The organism is Amycolatopsis sp. NPDC051371 (genome assembly GCF_040682155.1).
GTDB lineage: Bacteria > Actinomycetota > Actinomycetes > Mycobacteriales > Pseudonocardiaceae > Amycolatopsis.
Genome location: NZ_JBFBAG010000042.1, coordinates 83,620 through 101,480 on the forward strand (window position 1 = coordinate 83,620; position 17,861 = coordinate 101,480).

The following is a 17,861-nucleotide window of genomic DNA, read 5'->3' on the forward strand; positions in this document are numbered from 1 at the left end:
TTACTCCTTGGTGATCGGCGCCCACTCCGGGCCGGTCTCGCCGAGCGCCGGGTCGAGCTTCGTGAACAGCGGGGACGGCTTGGCGAGCGGCTTGCCGACCTCGATCGGCTTCGACTCCCACTTCGCCTGCTCGCCCGCGTAGTCGCCGGTGAGGATCGGGTTGACCCGGCCGGCGATGTCGAGGTCGTCGACCTCCTTGAGCTCCGGCTGGGCGGCCCAGACGCCGGTGCCGCCGAGGGCCTCGTGCACCTTCTGCGCCGAGTGCGGCAGGAACGGCGTCAGCAGCGTGTTGGCGTCGGAGACGACCTGCAGCGCGGTGTGGAGCACCGTGTCGCGCCGGGTGGGGTCGTCCTTGAGCTTCCACGGCTCCTGGTCGGAGATGTACTTGTTCGCCGCGGTGACGACCTTCATCGCCTCGGCCGCCGCCAGCTTGAACCGGGACCGGGCCAGGTGCGCGCCCGCGGTGTCGAAAGCCTTGCGGGACAGGGCCTTCAGGTCCTCGTCGGCCGCCGTCGGGGCCTCCGGGCGCGGGATGGCGCCGACGTTCTTGTGCGCCATCGAGATGGACCGGTTGACCAGGTTGCCCCACTCGTTGGCCAGCTCGAAGTTGGTCCGGCGGACGAACTCGTCCCAGGTGAAGTCGGTGTCCTGGGTCTCCGGGCCGGCGACCGAGATGAAGTACCGCAGCGTGTCCGGGCCGAAGTCGCGCAGGAAGTCCTCGACGTAGATGACGCGCCCGCGCGAGGTCGAGAACTTCGAGCCGCTCATGGTGAGGAACTCGCTGGAGACGATCTCGTCCGGGAGGTGGAGCTTGCCGTACTTGCCCGGCTCGCCGCCCTTGTCGCCCTCGCCGTTGTGGCCGAAGAGCAGGGCCGGCCAGATCTGGGCGTGGAAGGTGATGTTGTCCTTGCCCATGAAGTAGTAGGACCGGGCGTCGGCGTTGTTCCACCACTCCTGCCACGCGTCCGGGTTGCCGGAGCGCCGCGCCCACTCGACGCTGGCCGAGAAGTAGCCGATCACCGCGTCGAACCAGACGTAGAACCGCTTCAGCGGCTGGTCGCGCCAGCCGTCGAGGGGGATCTTGACGCCCCAGTCGAGGTCGCGGGTGATCGGCCGGGGCCGCATGTCGTCGATCAGGTTCTTGGTGAAGTTGAGGACGTTCGGGCGCCAGTCGTTCTTGGTGCCCAGCCAGTCGCCGAGGGTCTTGGTGAACGCCGGCAGGTCGAGGAAGTAGTGCTCGGTCTCGACGAACTTCGGCGTCTCGCCGTTGATCCGCGACTTCGGGTTGATCAGCTCCGCGGCGTCGAGCTGGTTGCCGCAGTTGTCGCACTGGTCGCCGCGCGCGCCGTCGTAGCCGCAGATCGGGCAGGTGCCCTCGACGTAGCGGTCGGGCAGCGTGCGGCCGGTGGAGGGACTGATCGCCCCGCGCGTGGTCTTCGGCACGACGTAGCCGTTGCGGTGCAGCGCCAGGAAGATCTGCTGCGTCACCTCGGCGTGGTTGCCGGTCGTGGTCCGGGTGAACAGGTCGTAGGAGAGGCCGAGGCCCTGCAGGTCGTTGCCGATCTGGCGGGTGTACTTGTCCGCCGTCAGCTGCGGGGTCGAGTTCTCCTTGTCGGCCTGGACGGTGATCGGGGTGCCGTGTTCGTCGGTGCCGGAGACCATGAGCACCCGGTTGCCGGCCATTCGCTGGTAGCGGGAGAAGACGTCGGACGGGACGCCGAATCCGGACACGTGGCCGATGTGGCGGGGGCCGTTGGCGTAGGGCCAGGCCACCGCGGTCAACACAGGGGTGCTCATACCTTATTAGCCTACGGAGGGCGTCACACGCTTTGTCGAGAGGGAGGCCCGGTTGTCGGCGACACGGTTGCTCGTGCTCGGGGTGGTGCGCATGTACGGCCGCGCGCACGGCTACCAGGTGCGGCGGGAGCTGCTGACCTGGTCCGCGGACAAGTGGGCCAACGTCCAGCCCGGGTCGATCTACCACGCGCTGAAGAAGATGACGACCGAGGAACTGCTGGAGCAGGTCGACGCCGAGCCGGGCGACGGCGGCCCGGACCGCGTCGCCTACCGGCTCACCGACGTCGGCGAGCAGGAGTACCAGGTCCTGCTCGCGAAGGCGCTGTCCGACCCCGAGCTCAACCACCCGGACCTCTCGGCCGCGATCTCGCTGATGACGACGTTGCCCCGCGCCCGCGTCATCAACCTGCTGCGGCACCGGCTGGTGCACCTGGAGGCCGAGCAGCGGCGCGCGAAGCTGATGCTCGAAGAGCTGAAGGCGAGCATGGAGCTGGGCACCCCCGAGCACGTCGGCGAGCTGTACCGGCTGTGGGGCGGGATCACCGACGCCAGCTTGACCTGGCTCGAAGGCCTGGTCGCCCGGCTCGAAGCGGGCGAGTACGTGATGGCCGACGAAGCGGGCGGAGCCTTCGGCGAGCCGCCGGCTCGGTAATCAAGTTTGACTAGCGAACCCCTCCTGCGGCACAGTGTGCGCCTCAGCTAGTCAAATTTGACCACGAGAGGCGAATCCATGATCACGGCACGCGGTCTCGAGCGGCGGTTCCGCCGCAAGGGCCGCACTGGGGGCGAAGTACACGCGGTGAAGGGCGTCGACCTCGACGTCGAAGCGGGCGAGCTCGTCGGGTTCCTCGGGCCCAACGGCGCCGGGAAGACGACCACGCTGCGCATGCTGACCACACTGCTGAAGCCGACCGCGGGCACCGCGACGATCGGCGGCCGCGACCTGTTGACCGATCCGCTGGGGGTGCGCGAAAGGATCGGCTACGTCGCCCAGGGCGGCGGCAGCTCGCCGGAGGCCACGGTCGCCGACGAGCTCGAGCTGCAGGGGCGGCTCTACCGGCTGAGCAAGGCCGACGCGATCGCGCGCGGCGCCGAACTGACCGAGCGGCTCGACCTCACCGGGCTGGACCGGCGGCCGACCAGGACCCTGTCGGGCGGCCAGCGGCGGCGGCTCGACATCGCGCTCGGGCTGATCCACTCGCCGGGGCTGGTGTTCCTCGACGAGCCGTCGACCGGGCTCGACCCGCAGAGCCGCGCCAACCTGTGGGAACACATCCGCCGGCTGCGCACCGAGCAGGGCGTCACGATCTTCCTGACCACCCACTACCTCGACGAAGCGGACTCGCTGGCCGACCGGCTGATCGTCATCGACGACGGCCGGATCGTCGCCGAGGGCACCCCGGACGCGCTGAAGGCGCAGGTCGACGGCGATCGCGTCGAGGTGGGTGTCGATCCGGCGCAGGGCACGGACGCCGCCGAGATCGCCGGACGCCTGGCGGGCGCGCACGAGCTGTCCGTCGCGGACGGCGAGGTCCGCTTCCGGGTGCCGCGCGGCGACGTCGCGCTGCCGGAGCTGCTGCGCGCGCTCGACGCGAAGGACATCCCGATGCGCTCGGTGCAGGTCCACCGGCCGACGCTCGACGACGTCTTCCTGACGTTGACCGGGCGCTCGCTGCGCGAAGCCGAGGAGGGCACCCGTGCTGCGTGACACCTGGCTGATCTTCCGCCGAGACATGAAGGCGGCGCTGCGCAACCCGACGTGGCTGATGATCGGGCTCGCCCAGCCGCTGATGTACCTCTTCTTCTTCGGCCCGCTGCTCGTGGACATGCTGAAGCGGGGCGGGCTGTCCGATGTGGACGGCTGGATGCTCCTCACCCCGGCGCTCATCGCGCAGCTGGCGCTGTTCGGCAGCTCGTTCGTCGGGTTCGGCCTGCTCGCCGACTACCGCGCGGGCGTGGTCGAGCGGTTCCGCGTCACGCCCGTGAGCCGGGTGGCGCTGCTGCTCGGGAAGGTGCTGGCCAACTCGCTGCAGGCGGTGGTGCAGGCGGCGGTGATCATCGTGCTGGCGTACCTCGTGTTCGACCTGGACGCCCCGTTCGCCGGGGTGCTGTTCAGCCTGCTGATCGTGTTCCTGCTGGCGGTGACGCTCTCGGCGTCGTCGTACGCGCTCGCGCTGACGCTGAAGAGCGAGGAGACGTTCCCGGCGTTCCTCAACGCCGTGCTGATGCCGTTGCTGCTGCTGTCCGGGATCCTCATCCCGATCACGGCGGGGCACGCGCCGGCGTGGCTGTACACGGTGTCGCAGATCAACCCGTTCCGCCACGTGGTCGACGTCGAGCGCAGCGGCTTCGGCGGCGACTTCTCGATGGACGCGTTGTTCACCGGCAGCGTCGTGGTGCTGGTGATGGCGGCGGTGTCCGTCTGGTGGGGCACGCGGACCTTCCAAAAGGACAGCGCCTGATCAAAAGGCCTGATCAACCCGGGCGTGTGTCACTGCGGGTCCGCTCCCGGCGACGTATGGTGTGCTCTCATCTACGCGCCGGGGGCGGACTGTGACGGAGCCGGAAGCGGAACTCGGCATCTCGCTGTCCCACCGCGAGCGCGTGGCCGACTGGCAGGCCGTGCGCGGCGCGCAGACCCGGTTCGTGTCGGTGACGATCAGCGAGAACGTCAACTGGAGCAGCTCCGCGTCGGAACGGAACCTGACCGGGGCGCAGGAGGCCGGGCTGCACGTCGGCGGCCGGCACTACGCGCGGCCCGGCGCGGTGCACGACCAGGCCGAGCACTTCGTGCGGACGGCCAGCAGGCTCGGCGCGTTCGCGCCCGGCTCGCTGGCGCCGGCGCTGGAGGTCGCGGCGCCGAGCGTCGACGACCGGTTCATCAAGGCGTGGATCAAGCACGTCCGGCACGCGGCGCGCATCGAGCGGGTGCTGGTCTACGCCGACTACGACTGCTGGCAGCACCGCCTGCACCCGGACCGCTGGGCCGACTCCGAAGTGGTGCTGTGGCTGATCCGGCACAACGGCATCCCGGGCCGGGCCGGCTGGTTCCACTCGCGGCTCGGCGTGCACCAGCACGCGTGCGCGCCGGACGTGCCGGGCATCGAGGGGCCGGTGGAGCAGAACGCTGTCGTGTACCCGTTCACATTGGGTGACCTTCTGCTCTGACCTGTGGTGCTATGTCGCCATGCGCGTGACGAGCAGGGCACTTCGGACGAAGGTCACGCCGTCGCGCGCTTTCTCGGTACTCGCTCACCACAACGCGTCTCGCGGGCTGGCGCCGCCCGCGATGCTGTCGGGCGACTGGTTTTCTTCGCGCGCGGTGATCGCGCCGTCACTTTCGGTCTCTCCCCGTGCTCCTGCCTTTCCGGCGCGGGTCGACGCGCCGCCCGGGGTCGTCGGCGGCGGCTGGTTCGGGTACCTGTCGTACGACTCGGCGGACCCGTCCGGACGGGCCGGGGCGCTGCCGGCGTCCGCGTGGGGCTGGGCGGACCACGTGCTGCGGTGGTCGTCGTCGGGCACCTGCTACCTGGAGTCCCTGGACGACGGCGGACCCTCGGTGTCCACAATGGAGTCGCTGCTGGCTTCCTCTGTTCCCGCTTCGTCGTGGACGGCCGGGCCGCTGCGGCGTCCGCTCCCGTCGGAGCACCGGGACGCGGTGAAGGCGTGCGTGCACGCGATCGAGGCCGGCGAGCTGTTCCAGGCGAACATCTGCAGCCGGTTCACGGGTGCTTTTTCGGGCTCTCCTGCGGCTCTCTTCAGCGCCGGCGTGTCTTCGATGGCTCCCCGCCGAGCGGCGTTCCTGTCCGGCTCGTGGGGGTCGGTGGTCTCGTTCTCACCGGAGCTGTTCCTCGCGCGCCACGGCCGTGCGGTGCGGTCGACGCCGATCAAGGGGACGCTCCCCCGCCGCGGGCCTGCCGACGACGGGAACGCACTGCTGCTGCGTCAGTCCACAAAGGACGTCGCGGAGAACGTGATGATCACGGATCTGGTGCGCAACGACCTGGGCCGCGTGTGCGAGGTGGGGTCGGTGACGGTGCCGTCGCTGTTGCGGGTCCGCCCGGCGCCCGGGGTCTGGCACCTGGAATCGACGGTGACGGGGGTGCTGCGCCCCTCGGTTTCGGATTCCGAGTTGCTGGACGCGACCTTCCCGCCGGGTTCGGTGACGGGCGCGCCGAAGATCCGCGCGCTGGACCTGATCGCGTCGCTGGAACCCTGCGGACGCGGGGTCTACACGGGCGCGATCGGGCTGGTGTCGCCGGCGGCGGGGCTGGAGCTGAACGTCGCGATCCGGACGTTCGAGATCGCCGCCGGCCGGATCGCGCTGGGCGTGGGCGGTGGCATCACGGCGGATTCGGACCCGGAGGCGGAGTGGCAGGAGTGCCTCCACAAGGCGGCACCCCTGGAACGCCTACTTGCCGGGGTCGAGCAGTAGCTTGCCGACGGTCTTGCGCGAGCGCAGGGCCTCGTGCGCGCCACGCGCGTCCGACAGCGCGAACTCGCCGCCCGGGATCGCCTTGAGCTTGCCCGCCAGGACCAGGTCGAACAGTTCGGTGAGGGCCGTCCCGAAGACGTTGCCCGGGAGCCGGAAGACGTGCGGCAGCCACATGCCGCTGATCGTCGTGCTGTGACCGAGGACGTTGCGCAGGTCGACCGGCTTCGGGCTTTCGCGCCCGGCCATGCCGTAGAAGGCGAGCCGCCCGAACGGCGCGAGCGCGGCGATGCTCTGGTCGGTGGTCTTCCCGCCGACCATGTCGAGCACGACGTCGACACGGCGGCCGTTGGCGTCGAGCAGCACCTCGGTCATGTCTTCCGCGCGCGAGTCGACGGCGACGTCGGCGCCCAGTTCGAGCGCGAGGGCGCGCTTCTCGTCGCTGCTGGCGGTGGCGATGACGCGGCCGGCGCCCCAGGCCTTGGCGAGCTGCACGGCGATGGTCCCGACCCCGCCGGCGGCCGCGTGCACGACGACCGATTCGCCCTTTTCGAGGTGGGCGTTCTTCTTGAGCAAGACCCACGCGGTGGCGCCCTGGACCAGCATGGACAGCGCGGTCAGGTCGTCGATGCCCTCGGGCACGGGGAAGGTGGTCGCCTCGGGCGCGACGGCCTTCTCGGCGTAGCCGCCACCGCCGTTCAGCAGGGCGACGACGCGCTTGCCTTCGCCGGTGCGCCCGACCACCTCACCACCGGGAACGAGCGGCAGCTTCGACGGCGCGAGGTAGGAGTTCTCCGCCTGGTGGGTGTCGGCGTAGTTGACCCCGATGCGCTCGACGTCGATGAGGACCTCTCCCGGGCCGGCCACGGGATCGGGCAGCTCGACCGGGGTGAGCACCTCGGGTCCGCCGAACTCGGTCACCTGCACTGCGCGCATGTCGTGTTCCCTCTCGCCGTTGGCCGCTCGATGTGAGACATTCTGACATATGTCTCACTCGGCTGCGTTCGACCTCGCCCGCGACTGGTTCCTGGCCGGTCGGCGTGTCGACATGGGCGAGCTGGCGGAGGCGCTGTCGATCAGCCGGGCGACGCTGCACCGCCGGGTGGGGTCCCGGGACCTTCTGCTGGGCGAGATCCTGTGGTCGCTGTCGTCGGCTTCGATCGCCCGGCTCTGGCCTTCGTGCGAGGGCCGGGGCGCGGCGGGGATCGCGGACTTCGTGAGCGGGTACGTCCGGTTCGCGAACGACTCACCGCCGTTCCGGGATTTCTTGCGCCGGGAGCCGGAGCGCGCGTTGCGTCTGCTGACGACTCGCGCAAGCGTTTGCCAACAGCGGACGACCGCGGAGTTGGAGTCGCTGATTTCTGCGGAGGTCTCCGCGGGGCGGTTGGAGCCGCCGTTGCCGGTGCCGGATCTGGCTTACCTGCTGGTGCGGATCGGCGAGTCGTTCGTGTACACGGACGTGATCACCGGCGATGCGCCCGATGCGGAGAAGGCACATGCCGCGGTGACGGCCTTGCTGACCTGAGGGCTCAGGACTTCCGCGCCGCGAGCACCGCGTCGTAAAGCTCCTTTTTGGACACCCCCGTCGCCTCGGCGACCTCCGCCGCCGCGGTCTTCAACCTCTCGCCCGCCGAGACCCGGGACTGGACCTCTTCCACCAGGTCCGTCACCGACACCTCCCGCGGCTCCGCCCCGGAAAGCACCACCGTGATCTCGCCGCGAACGCCTTCCGCGGCCCAGGAAGCCAGCGACGAAAGGCTTCCCCGCTTCACCTCTTCGTACGTCTTCGTCAGCTCACGGCACACCGCGGCGGGCCGATCCGGGCCCAGTACCGAAACCGCGTCGGCCAGCAAGGACGCCAGGCGGTGCGGCGATTCGAAGAACACCACCGTCCGAGGCTCGTCGCGAAGCGAAGTGAGCCAGCGAGTTCGCTCCCCGGGCTTGCGCGGCGCGAAACCCTCGAAACAAAACCGATCGCACGGCAAACCGGACAAAGCGAGCGCCGTCGTCACCGCCGACGGCCCCGGGAGGCACGTCACCGGAACAGAAGCGGCGACGCACGCCGACACCAATCGGAACCCCGGATCGGACACACTGGGCATACCGGCGTCCGTCACGAGCACCACCGTCTCGCCCGCGCGTAACGATTCGAGCAACTTGGGCAGGCGCGCCGTCTCGACGTCTTCGTAGAAGCTCACCACCCGGCCGCGCGGGGTCACCTCCAGCGCCGAAGCCAGCGAGCGGAACCTGCGGGTGTCCTCGGCCGCGATGACGTCGGCTTCCGCCAGCGCTTCGGCCAGTCGGGGCGAGGCGTCGCGGACGTCGCCGAGCGGGGTGGCGGCCAGGACCAGACGGCCCGTTGTCACGGGTGAGCTCACCGGGCCAGCCTAGGCTGATCAGCCGATCCGGACGACGCACGCCCTGTCCCGCCCGTAGGATCGCCCCCGTGACCGCCGTGCTGACCCGTCCCGACGACGAAAGCGTCCGGCCGGACCCGGTCGAGGCGCTCCGGCCGCCGACCGACCGCGAAGTGACCCTGCTCGGCCGCGGCATGCCGGACGACCGGCTGCGCGGCTGGGTCGTCACCATCGTGCTGACCCTGATCGGCGGCATCGTCCGGCTGCAGAACCTCGGCGTGCCGACGGACAAGGGCAGCCCGGTCTTCGACGAGAAGCACTACGTGCCGCAGGCGTGGCAGATGCTGCGCAACGGCGGCTACGAGGACAACTACGGCTACGAGCTGGTCGTCCACCCGCCGCTGGCCAAGCAGCTGATCGCGATCGGCGAATGGCTGTTCGGCTACAACGGCTGGGGCTGGCGGATCATGCCCGCGCTGGCCGGCACGCTCATCGTCTTCCTGACCATCCGCATCGCCCGCCGGCTGACCCGCTCGACGCTGCTCGGCGGCATCGCCGGCGTCCTCGTGATCAGCGACGGCGTGCTGCACCTGCAGTCGCGGATGGGCATGCTCGACATCTTCATCGCGCTGTTCGTGCTCGCCGCGTTCGCCTGCCTGCTCGTCGACCGCGACCAGGTCCGCACCCGGCTCGCGACGGCGGTCCGCGAGGGCTGGGTCAACGAGTCCGTGTGGGGCCCCAAGCTGGGCTTCCGCTGGTGGCGGTTCGCGACCGGGCTGATGATCGGGCTCACCTTCGGCGTCAAGTGGTCGGCGCTGTACTACATCGTCGCGTTCGGGCTGCTGTGCGTGTTCTTCGACGTCGCGGCGCGCCGCGCGGCCGGCGTCGAACGGCCGTGGCTGGGCGCGATCCGCCGCGACGTGCTGCCCGCGCTGTGGGCGATCCTGCTCATCCCGTTCCTGATGTACCTCGGCGCGTACTGGGCGTGGTTCGCGAGCGAGACCGCGACCGACCGGCACTACACCGAGATCAAGGACATCGCGCCGGGCGTCTGGTCGTGGGTGCCCGCGTCGCTGCGTTCGCTCGTCGACTACACCGGCAACGTCCTGCACTTCCACGAAACGCTGGTCACGCCCAAGGACAACCCGCACCCGTGGGAGTCCAAGCCGTGGACGTGGCCGATGGGGCTGCGCCCGATGCTCTACAGCTACGACGGCGACGTCACCGGCTGCGGCGAGTCCCGCTGCGTCAGCGCGACGATGCTGATCGGCACGCCGGCGATGTGGTGGCTGGCCATCCCGATGCTGGGCTGGTCGGTGTGGCGCTCGATCTTCCGCGCGGACTGGCGCTACGCGGCCGTGCTGGTGGGCTACCTCGGCGGGTACGTCTTCTGGTTCACCAATATCGACCGGCAGATGTACTTCTTCTACGCGACCCCGCTGGCGGCGTTCCTCGTGCTGGGGTTGACGTTGTGCCTGGGCCAGATCCTGGGCAGCGCCCGGCGCGGGTTCGAAAGACGCGGGACCGGTCTGCTCGTCGTGTCGTTGTACGTCGGCCTGGTGGTCGCGAACTTCGCCTGGCTGTGGCCGATCCTCAACGGCGTCGCGATCACCACGGGCCAGTGGGAGGCCGAACGCTGGTTGCCGTCCTGGCGATGAGCCTGGTCGAGCCGTCTCCGCGGTACCACCGGTCCTTCCTCGACGCCCTGACGGAGTACCACCGCGACGGCCTGCACACCGAACTGGACCCGCGGCTGCTCGCCGACCCGGACGAGTTCCGGCGCTGGATCGACGACCTGCGCAACGCCGGCGTCCGCGGTGAGGCCTCCGTCGAACACGACCGGGTCCAGCACCGGGTCCTCTGGTGGACCGAAGGCGACGACTACCTGGGGCGGGTCCGGCTCAACCTGCGGCTCAACGACGAGCTGACCGAGTTCGGCGGCCACATCGGCTACGACATCCGGCCTTCCGCGCGAGGACGAGGTCATGCCACCGCGCTCCTGCGGGAGGCCCTGCTGGTCGCCCGCGAGGCCGGCCTCGACGACGTCCTGCTGACCTGCGCGCCCGGCAACCTTCCGTCGCGTCGCGTGATCGAACGCAACGGCGGCGTCCTGGCGGACACAAGTTCCGCCGGGAGGCTGCGGTACTGGTGCCGGCTCAGCCCGCGAAGTACGCGCCCGGGGTGACCCCGACGGCCCGCCGGAAAGCCGCGACGAACGCGCTCGCCGAGCTGTAGCCCACCCGGTGGGCCACTCCCTCCAACGGCGACCCTTGAGCGAGCAGCGGCAGCGACGCCCGCAGCCGCACCTGCGTGCGCCACGTCCCGAACGGCATCCGGCACTCGCGGACGAAGATCCGCGCCAAGGTCCGCTCCGCGGCGCCGACGTCCCGCCCGAACTCCGCCAGGCTGCGCGGGTCCGCCGGGTTCGCCAGCACCGCCGTCTCGACGTCGCGGGCCCGCGGGTCGGCCGGGGACGGCACCACGATCGGGACGACGTCCAGAGGCTCCAGCAGGTCGAACGCCACCCCCTCGGCCCGCAGCCGCGCCGCCGGGGCCACGTTGTCGCCGGTCAAGTACTCCAGGAGCTCGCGCAGCAACGGCCGGACGACCACCATCCGGGGCTCCGGCCACGACACCGGGGACAACGCGGGATCGGCGTAGATGCCACGCAGGGCCGCCCGGCCGAGCGCGCCCGTGCGGTGCCGGACGCCCGCCGGGATCCACAGCGCCCGGGTCGGCGGCAGGACCCAGCCCGCGTCGCCCGCCTTGACCGCGACGACCCCGCGGGCCGACCAGACCAGCTGGTGCACCGGGTGCTCGTGCCACGGAAACCAGGTGCCCGCGGGCAGGTCGACCTCGCCGAGCAGCATGGCGCCGGATTGTCTGGTTCGCGACATCGGTTGGCAGGCTATCGGCTATCGGTCACCGGCGGGGCGTCCTAGCGTCGAACGCATGCCGATGAACCTGATCCACCGCAAGATCTGCAGCTCGGAGAAGTGGGCGGCGACCGTCGAAGAACGCCTCACGCCGTGGCTGAAGGGCCGCGACCTGGGCGACGACGTGCTCGAGATCGGGCCCGGGTTCGGCGCCACCACGAAGGTGCTGCTCGGCGCCGTCCCGAAGCTGACGGTGCTGGAGATCGACCACGCGTCGAGCGAGCTGCTGCGCGCGAAGTACGGCGACCGCGCCGAGGTCGTCGAGGGCAGCGGCGCGGAGATGCCCTTCGAGGACGGCCGGTTCTCGGCCGTCGTCTGCTTCACGATGCTGCACCACGTGCCGACCGAGCAGCTGCAGGACGCGATCTTCGCCGAGGCCGCGCGGGTCCTGCGCCCGGGCGGCACGTACTGCGGCAGCGACAGCCAGCTCAACCTGCGCTTCCGGCTGCTGCACATCGGCGACACGATGAACGTCGTCGACGCGGCAACCTTCCCGAGCCGCCTCGAGAAGGCGGGGTTCGGGCAGATCAGCGTGAATCTCCGGCCGAAGGAGCTGGTGATCTTCTCGGCCGTGAAGCCCGGCTAGCGGCGCGCGCGGTTTTTGACACCCGGGCCGCTGGAGTCAGGGCGCTCGCCGAGCCCGGGCCGGACTCGACAGCCCGGACCAAAAGTCTTGAATGAGTCATTCAGGACCTCCGAAGACCTGAATGAGTCATTCAAGACGTTCGCACTGGCCGCCGCGCTGTCAACGACCTCGGCCGTGAAGCCCGGCTAGCGGCGGGGCAGCTGGTTCCCCGGCTGGCGCGGCACGACCCGGGTGACCGGGCCGTCGGCCGACTTGCCGGCCCGCGACAGCCAGCCCTCGACCTCACGCCGCACGGCGTTCAGCGTCGGACGGCGACGCGGCTCCGGGTCCAGCGAAGCCGCCAACAGACGGGCGTGCGCGCTGCGCTGCGGCAGCCGCGACACCGGTTCGGCCCGGGCCGCGGCCATCAGTGCCGCCATCGGCGTCTCGCGGGTGCCGCGCGGGGGCTGGCCGGACAGCGCGTAGCTGATCGTCGCCGCCAGCTGCCACGCGTCCGACGCCGGCGACGCCGTCGCGCCCATCGCCTGCTCGGGGGCCACGAAGTCCGGCGTGCCGATCATCATCCCGGTCGCCGTCATCTTCGAGTCGCCCTGGCTGCGGGCGATGCCGAAGTCGATCAGGTGGGCCAGGCCGCTCGGGTCGAGGATGACGTTCGACGGCTTGATGTCCCGGTGCAGGACGCCCTTGTCATGGGCCGCGGCGAGCGCGCCCGCCATCGTCGCCCACAGGCGCCCGGCCGCGACGTCGTCGAGCGGGCCCTGGCCGTCGACCAGCTCGGCCAGCGGACGGCCTTCCAGGTACTCCATGACCAGCGCGAGCCCGTCCGGCTCCTCGGCGAGGTCGTACACCTTGACGCAGTTCGGGTGGCTGACCACGGCCAGCGCGCGGGCCTCGCGCTGCATGCGCTCGGCGGTGTCGCGGTCCGGCGCGTGCGCGATCTTCAGTGCGACCGTGCGGTTGAGCTGGGTGTCGACGGCCTGCCAGACCGTGCCGAACCCGCCCGCGCCGAGCTGCTTGACGCGCCGGTAGCGGCTGCCACCGGCGTTGCGCGAGCCGGGCGGCGGCGGGATCGGGCCGGGCGCCGCGGCCAGCGCACCGGCCATCGGCGGGGGCTCGGGCGCGGACGCCAGCGCCGTCTTCGGGTACGGCCGGTTGACCGGGGGCGGCGGCGGCGGCGGGGTCGGGCGCGGCTGGACCTGCGACGGCGGCGGCCCCTGCGGCTCCTGGTCGCGGCGCGGCGGCGCGTCCGACCGGTTGATCACCGACCACGGCGGCGGCCCGACCATCGCGACCGGGATCAGGCCCAGCACGCTGAACGGCAGGAAACCCAGGAAGAAGTGCAGCGCGGTGTTGGCCTCCATGCCGACGCTGAACACGAGCATCGCGGCGAACGGGATCCAGAAGAACCGCGACGGCCACTTCGGGCCGCGGCGGAAGGCCGTGCGGCCCTGCAGCATCACGAACAGCAGCGAGCCGGCGCCGAGCACGACGAAGGCCACCAGGTAGACGAAGACCGGGAGGTCGTCGGGGCCGGTGCTGCCGGCGGAAAAGACGTCGAAGACGGTCTGCCGCCCGCCCAGGTACTGCTTCTGGTTGTCCACCCAGCAGAAGCCGCTGGACAACGTGGCCGTCTCCGCCTTGGACAGCCCGGACTTCTGGTTCGAGAACTCCGCCCGGAACACGCCGGACACGCCATTGGACAGCAGCCACGGCAGGATGAGGGCGCTGAACAGCCCGATCGCGGCGAAGACGCCCAGCGTCGTGACGTCGTAGCGGTTGCCCGTGCCCTTCCGGATGATCGACACGGCCAGCGCGCCGATCGGCGGCAGCAGTGCGACGAGCGCGCCGGCCGCACTCGTGGCCCAGACCCAGTCGCCGGGGCAGAAGCCCGGGCCGAACAAGGAATGGGCTAGCGAGAGCAACGCGCTCGCGAGTCCGTTCACCGCCGGGCTCCCCTCACTGTCCGTGTTCTCTTGGTACCGTCGCGCGGCTTTTCCCCGCGGTCCAGCTTAGGACGCAGCCGGCCGCCGTGAGGTTGCCGGGTCTTCAGGGTGCACGGAATCCGGCGAGGCCGCCGCCCGCGCGTCATGATGGGGTCGGTGCGGACGTTCGACGCGAAGGAGCGGGAATGGGTGCGTACTCCGAGGCCTACCAGCGGAGCCTGACCGAGCCGGACGTGTTCTGGCTGGAAGCGGCCGGGAAAATCAGCTGGACGAAGCCCCCGGAGCGGGCGCTCGACGACGCCAACCCGCCCTTCTTCCGGTGGTTCCCAGACGGCGAGCTGAACACCTCGTACAACGCGCTCGACCGGCACGTCGAGGCCGGCCGCGGGGACCAGGCCGCACTGATCTGGGACTCTCCCGTGACCGGACGGCAACGCACCTACACCTACGAAGAGCTGCGCGACACGGTCGCACGGTTCGCCGGTGCGCTCAGCTCTCTGGGGGTCACGAAGGGTGACCGCGTCATCGTCTACCTGCCGATGGTGCCCGAAGCCGCGATCGCGATGCTGGCCTGCGCACGGATCGGCGCGGTGCACTCCGTGGTCTTCGGCGGGTTCGCGCCGAAGGAGCTCGCGGCGCGGATCGAGGACGCGAAGCCGAAGGTGATCCTGGCGGCGTCCTGCGGCATCGAGCCGACGCGGGTCGTCGAGTACAAGCCGATCATCGACGGCGCCCTCGAGATGACCGAGCACCAGCCGGACCACGTCGTCGTGCTGCAGCGCGAGCAGGCGCCGGCGAAGCTGACCGGCCGCGACCTCGACTGGCGCGAGCTGACGGCGAACGCGACCCCGGCCGAGCCGGTGCCGGTCGCGGCCACCGACCCGCTCTACATCCTCTACACGTCCGGGACCACCGGGAAGCCGAAGGGCGTCGTCCGCGACACCGGCGGTCACGCGGTCGCGCTCGCCTACTCGATGGACGCGGTCTACGACGTCCACGCCGGCGACATCTGGTGGACGGCGTCCGACGTCGGCTGGGTCGTCGGGCACTCCTACATCGTGTACGCGCCGCTGCTGGTCGGGGCGACCACCGTGCTTTACGAGGGCAAGCCCGTCGGGACGCCGGACGCGGGCGCGTTCTGGCGGGTCATCGCCGAGCACGGCGTCCAGGCGCTGTTCACCGCGCCGACCGCGCTGCGGGCGATCAAGAAGGTCGACCCGGACGCCCGTGAGCTGGAGAAGTACGACCTCAAGGCGTTCAGGACGCTGTTCATGGCCGGTGAGCGGCTCGACCCGGAGACCTACCACTGGGCGCACGAGAAGCTCGGCACGCCGGTCATCGACCACTGGTGGCAGACCGAAACCGGCTGGCCGATCGCGGCCAACCCCCGCGGCCTCGAGCCGATGGAGGTCAAGCCCGGTTCGGCGACCAAGCCCGTCCCCGGCTGGGACGTCCGGATCCTCGACCAGGCCGGCGACGAACTACCGGCCGGGCGCGAAGGCGCCATCACCGTGAAGCTGCCGCTGCCGCCGGGGTCGCTGCCGACGCTGTGGGGCGACGACGAGCGCTACCGCGAGGCCTACCTCTCCCGCTACGACGGCTTCTACCTGACCGGCGACTCCGGCTACCTCGACGAAGACGGCTACCTGTTCGTCATGGGCCGCACCGACGACGTCATCAACGTCGCCGGCCACCGGCTGTCGACCGGGTCGATGGAGGCCGTGCTGGCGTCGCACCCTGCCGTCGCCGAGTGCGCCGTCATCGGGGTCGCCGACCAGCTCAAGGGCCAGCTGCCGCGCGGGTTCGTCGTGCTCAAGGCGGGCCAGGACATCCCTCCGGACCAGCTGCGGGACGAACTGGTGGCGATGGTCCGCCGGGACATCGGACCGGTGGCCGCGTTCCGTGACGTGTCCATTGTGGACGCGCTGCCGAAGACGCGGTCCGGGAAGATCCTGCGCAAGACCATGCGCGCGATCGCGGACGGCCGCGACGAAGCCGTGCCCTCCACCATCGAGGACCCGAGCGTCCTGGACGCGATCCGGGCCGCGTTGCGCACTTCGTAAAGTACCGTTCCAAATACCCCGGCTGGTCTGTACCTTTGTGAGGGAGTCCCCGACCGGAGGTGCCCTGATGCGCTTGTCCAGAGCCGTCGTGACCGCGGCTGTCGTGAGTCTGACGGCAGTCGGCCTGCCTGCCGCCACTGCCGAGGCTTCGCCCGCCGCCCCGGAACGCAGCGTGACCGACGTCGTCCCCGCGCCCGTCTCGGCGAAGGCCGATCCGCGGGGCGAGTTCAAGCTGACCCCGTTCACCGTGATCAGCGCCGACCGCGGCGCCGGCCAGGTCGCGGACTACCTGCGCGGCCTGCTGCGCCCGGCCACCGGCTACCCGCTGCCGGTCGTGCCGCGGTCCTGGGGCCTGCCCGCGATCTCGTTGCAGCTCGGGCACGACTCCCGGATCGGCACCGAGGGTTACGAGCTGAAGGTCGCCCGCGACGGCGTCTCGCTGAAGGCCAACACCGCGGACGGGCTCTTCGAGGGCGTCCAGTCGCTGCGGCAGCTGCTGCCCTCGGCGATCGACGCGAAGCGCGTCCAGCACCGGACGTGGACGGTCGCCGGCGGCACGATCCTCGACTACCCGCGCTTCGGCGAGCGTGGCGCGATGCTCGACGTCGCCCGGCACTTCTTCCAGCCCGACCAGGTCAAGCTGTACATCGACCAGATCGCCCAGTACAAGATCAACACCCTGCACCTGCACCTCGCGGACGACCAGGGCTGGCGCATCGAGATCAAGAGCTGGCCGAAGCTGGCGACCGTCGGCGGCCAGACCGCCGCGTACGGCGACCCCGGCGGCTACTACACGCAGAAGCAGTACAAGGACATCGTCGCGTACGCCGCTTCGCGGCACATCACGGTGATCCCCGAGATCGACATGCCGGGCCACACGAACGCGGCGCAGTCGACGTACGCGGAGCTGAACTGCGACGGCAAGGCCGTCCCGGTGCGCACCGACACCGAGGTCGGCTACAGCTCGCTGTGCATCTCCTCGCCGATCACGTACAAGTTCGTCGACGACGTCGTCCGCGAGCTGGCGGCCATCACGCCGGGCCAGTACCTGCACATCGGCGGCGACGAGGCACATGCGACGCCGCCCGCGGATTACCTGACGTTCCAGCAGAAGGTGCAGCCGATCGTCGCCAAGTACGGCAAGAAGGTCACCGGCTGGCACGAGATCGCGAAGTCCGAGCTGCCGGTGTCGGCCATTCCGCAGTACTGGGACTTCGGCGGGGACAACGAGTCGGTCGCGGCCGCCGCGGCGCGCGGCAACAAGATCCTCATGTCGCCGGCGAACTACGCGTACCTGGACATGAAGTACGACGAGTCGACACCGCTGGGCCAGGACTGGGCGGCGCTGGTCGAGGTACGCGACGGGTACAACTGGGACCCCGCGTCGCTGGTGATGGGCGTCGGTGAGAAGCAGGTCGCGGGCGTCGAGGCGCCGCTGTGGACGGAGACCATCCGGAGCAGCAACGACATCGAGTACATGGCGTTCCCGCGGCTGCCGGGGATCGCGGAGATCGGCTGGTCCCCGAAGTCGACGCACAACTGGGACGCCTACCGGCTGCGCCTCGCCAAGCAGGCCCCCCGCTGGGTCACGCAAGGCATCGACTTCTACCGGAGCCCGCAGGTCGACTGGAAGTAAGCGGTCGTGAGTGAGAAACAGAGGGATGAGCAGGAGCTTGCCGGTGGTGCGGCGGCCCTGAAGGTCCTCGTGGGCGCGCCGGGCGTCGGCCAGCGGGTACTTGCCGCCGAT

General features: G+C 70.6%; 16 protein-coding genes. 11 read left to right on the top strand and 5 right to left on the bottom strand.

All coding sequences use genetic code 11. The features are described from left to right. A complete protein-coding gene (gene metG, locus AB0M59_RS39425) occupies nt 1–1,797 on the bottom strand; it encodes a methionine--tRNA ligase (protein ID WP_364625840.1) in 1,797 nt (598 codons plus the stop codon). A gap of 52 nt (nt 1,798–1,849) precedes the next feature. Here metG and AB0M59_RS39430 point away from each other — a divergent pair, with 52 nt between their 5' ends. The 5 genes from AB0M59_RS39430 to AB0M59_RS39450 all read left to right on the top strand — a co-directional run bounded on the left by AB0M59_RS39430 (nt 1,850) and on the right by AB0M59_RS39450 (nt 6,232). Beyond that, a complete protein-coding gene (locus AB0M59_RS39430) occupies nt 1,850–2,449 on the top strand; it encodes a PadR family transcriptional regulator (protein ID WP_364625843.1) in 600 nt (199 codons plus the stop codon). Between the two features lie 78 nt (nt 2,450–2,527). Next, entirely contained in the window at nt 2,528–3,505 is a 978-nt protein-coding gene (locus tag AB0M59_RS39435; RefSeq protein WP_364625846.1) for an ATP-binding cassette domain-containing protein, read from the top strand. Beyond that, a complete protein-coding gene (locus AB0M59_RS39440; protein ID WP_364625849.1) occupies nt 3,495–4,259 on the top strand; it encodes an ABC transporter permease in 765 nt (254 codons plus the stop codon). Before AB0M59_RS39435 ends, AB0M59_RS39440 begins: the two co-directional genes overlap by 11 nt. Nucleotides 4,260–4,350: 91 nt before the next feature. Continuing rightward, nucleotides 4,351–4,965, top strand: coding sequence for a GH25 family lysozyme (locus tag AB0M59_RS39445; RefSeq protein WP_364625852.1), 615 nt, complete (start codon nt 4,351–4,353; stop codon nt 4,963–4,965). 19 nt (nt 4,966–4,984) lie between these two features. After that, the gene (locus tag AB0M59_RS39450; protein WP_364625855.1) at nt 4,985–6,232 is read left to right on the top strand and encodes an aminodeoxychorismate synthase component I; all 1,248 of its coding nucleotides are present in this window, start codon (nt 4,985–4,987) and stop codon (nt 6,230–6,232) included. Here AB0M59_RS39450 and AB0M59_RS39455 read toward each other — a convergent pair. Continuing rightward, nucleotides 6,209–7,165, bottom strand: coding sequence for an NADPH:quinone oxidoreductase family protein (locus AB0M59_RS39455; protein ID WP_364625858.1), 957 nt, complete (start codon nt 7,163–7,165; stop codon nt 6,209–6,211). The two genes, AB0M59_RS39450 and AB0M59_RS39455, sit on opposite strands and share 24 nt — an antisense overlap. Nucleotides 7,166–7,214: 49 nt before the next feature. On the opposite strand from AB0M59_RS39455, the gene AB0M59_RS39460 reads away from it, so the two are divergent. After that, on the top strand, nt 7,215–7,754 hold the full coding sequence (locus tag AB0M59_RS39460; RefSeq protein ID WP_364625860.1) for a QsdR family transcriptional regulator: 540 nt from the start codon (nt 7,215–7,217) through the stop codon (nt 7,752–7,754). 4 nt (nt 7,755–7,758) lie between these two features. Here AB0M59_RS39460 and rsmI read toward each other — a convergent pair whose 3' ends face one another. Then, nucleotides 7,759–8,595 (bottom strand): 16S rRNA (cytidine(1402)-2'-O)-methyltransferase, encoded by an 837-nt coding sequence (rsmI, locus tag AB0M59_RS39465; RefSeq protein ID WP_364625904.1) that lies wholly within the window; start codon nt 8,593–8,595, stop codon nt 7,759–7,761. A gap of 80 nt (nt 8,596–8,675) precedes the next feature. Between rsmI and AB0M59_RS39470 the strand changes: the two genes are divergently transcribed. Continuing rightward, nucleotides 8,676–10,244 carry a phospholipid carrier-dependent glycosyltransferase gene (locus tag AB0M59_RS39470; protein WP_364625863.1) on the top strand — a complete coding sequence of 523 codons (1,569 nt, stop codon included), beginning with the start codon at nt 8,676–8,678 and terminating at the stop codon, nt 10,242–10,244. Next, complete coding sequence (locus AB0M59_RS39475) at nt 10,241–10,771, top strand: GNAT family N-acetyltransferase (RefSeq protein ID WP_364625866.1); 531 nt, start codon at nt 10,241–10,243, stop codon at nt 10,769–10,771. Before AB0M59_RS39470 ends, AB0M59_RS39475 begins: the two co-directional genes overlap by 4 nt. Here AB0M59_RS39475 and AB0M59_RS39480 read toward each other — a convergent pair. After that, nucleotides 10,743–11,456, bottom strand: coding sequence for a helix-turn-helix transcriptional regulator (locus tag AB0M59_RS39480; protein WP_364625907.1), 714 nt, complete (start codon nt 11,454–11,456; stop codon nt 10,743–10,745). The two genes, AB0M59_RS39475 and AB0M59_RS39480, sit on opposite strands and share 29 nt — an antisense overlap. Nucleotides 11,457–11,538: 82 nt before the next feature. On the opposite strand from AB0M59_RS39480, the gene AB0M59_RS39485 reads away from it, so the two are divergent. Then, a complete protein-coding gene (locus AB0M59_RS39485) occupies nt 11,539–12,108 on the top strand; it encodes a class I SAM-dependent methyltransferase (protein WP_364625868.1) in 570 nt (189 codons plus the stop codon). Nucleotides 12,109–12,293: 185 nt separating this feature from the next. On the opposite strand, the gene AB0M59_RS39490 is transcribed toward AB0M59_RS39485, so the two are convergent. After that, a complete protein-coding gene (locus AB0M59_RS39490; RefSeq protein WP_364625871.1) occupies nt 12,294–14,051 on the bottom strand; it encodes a serine/threonine-protein kinase in 1,758 nt (585 codons plus the stop codon). Nucleotides 14,052–14,236: 185 nt separating this feature from the next. Between AB0M59_RS39490 and AB0M59_RS39495 the strand changes: the two genes are divergently transcribed. Both AB0M59_RS39495 and AB0M59_RS39500 read left to right on the top strand, forming a co-directional pair. Continuing rightward, nucleotides 14,237–16,114, top strand: coding sequence for a propionyl-CoA synthetase (locus AB0M59_RS39495; RefSeq protein ID WP_364625874.1), 1,878 nt, complete (start codon nt 14,237–14,239; stop codon nt 16,112–16,114). Between the two features lie 67 nt (nt 16,115–16,181). Then, nucleotides 16,182–17,750 carry a beta-N-acetylhexosaminidase gene (locus tag AB0M59_RS39500; RefSeq protein ID WP_364625876.1) on the top strand — a complete coding sequence of 523 codons (1,569 nt, stop codon included), beginning with the start codon at nt 16,182–16,184 and terminating at the stop codon, nt 17,748–17,750. Nucleotides 17,751–17,861 lie beyond the last annotated feature (111 nt).

Bases quoted from the DNA above. Each gene is read 5' to 3' on its own strand.
- AB0M59_RS39500 (WP_364625876.1), top strand. From the start codon at position 16,182: ATGCGCTTGTCCAGAGCCGTCGTGACCGCGGCTGTCGTGAGTCTGACG.
- AB0M59_RS39460 (WP_364625860.1), top strand. From the start codon at position 7,215: ATGTCTCACTCGGCTGCGTTCGACCTCGCCCGCGACTGGTTCCTGGCC.
- AB0M59_RS39495 (WP_364625874.1), top strand. From the start codon at position 14,237: ATGGGTGCGTACTCCGAGGCCTACCAGCGGAGCCTGACCGAGCCGGAC.
- metG (WP_364625840.1), bottom strand. From the start codon at position 1,797: ATGAGCACCCCTGTGTTGACCGCGGTGGCCTGGCCCTACGCCAACGGC.
- AB0M59_RS39485 (WP_364625868.1), top strand. From the start codon at position 11,539: ATGCCGATGAACCTGATCCACCGCAAGATCTGCAGCTCGGAGAAGTGG.
- AB0M59_RS39475 (WP_364625866.1), top strand. From the start codon at position 10,241: ATGAGCCTGGTCGAGCCGTCTCCGCGGTACCACCGGTCCTTCCTCGAC.
- AB0M59_RS39435 (WP_364625846.1), top strand. From the start codon at position 2,528: ATGATCACGGCACGCGGTCTCGAGCGGCGGTTCCGCCGCAAGGGCCGC.
- AB0M59_RS39480 (WP_364625907.1), bottom strand. From the start codon at position 11,456: ATGCTGCTCGGCGAGGTCGACCTGCCCGCGGGCACCTGGTTTCCGTGG.
- AB0M59_RS39455 (WP_364625858.1), bottom strand. From the start codon at position 7,165: ATGCGCGCAGTGCAGGTGACCGAGTTCGGCGGACCCGAGGTGCTCACC.
- AB0M59_RS39450 (WP_364625855.1), top strand. From the start codon at position 4,985: ATGCGCGTGACGAGCAGGGCACTTCGGACGAAGGTCACGCCGTCGCGC.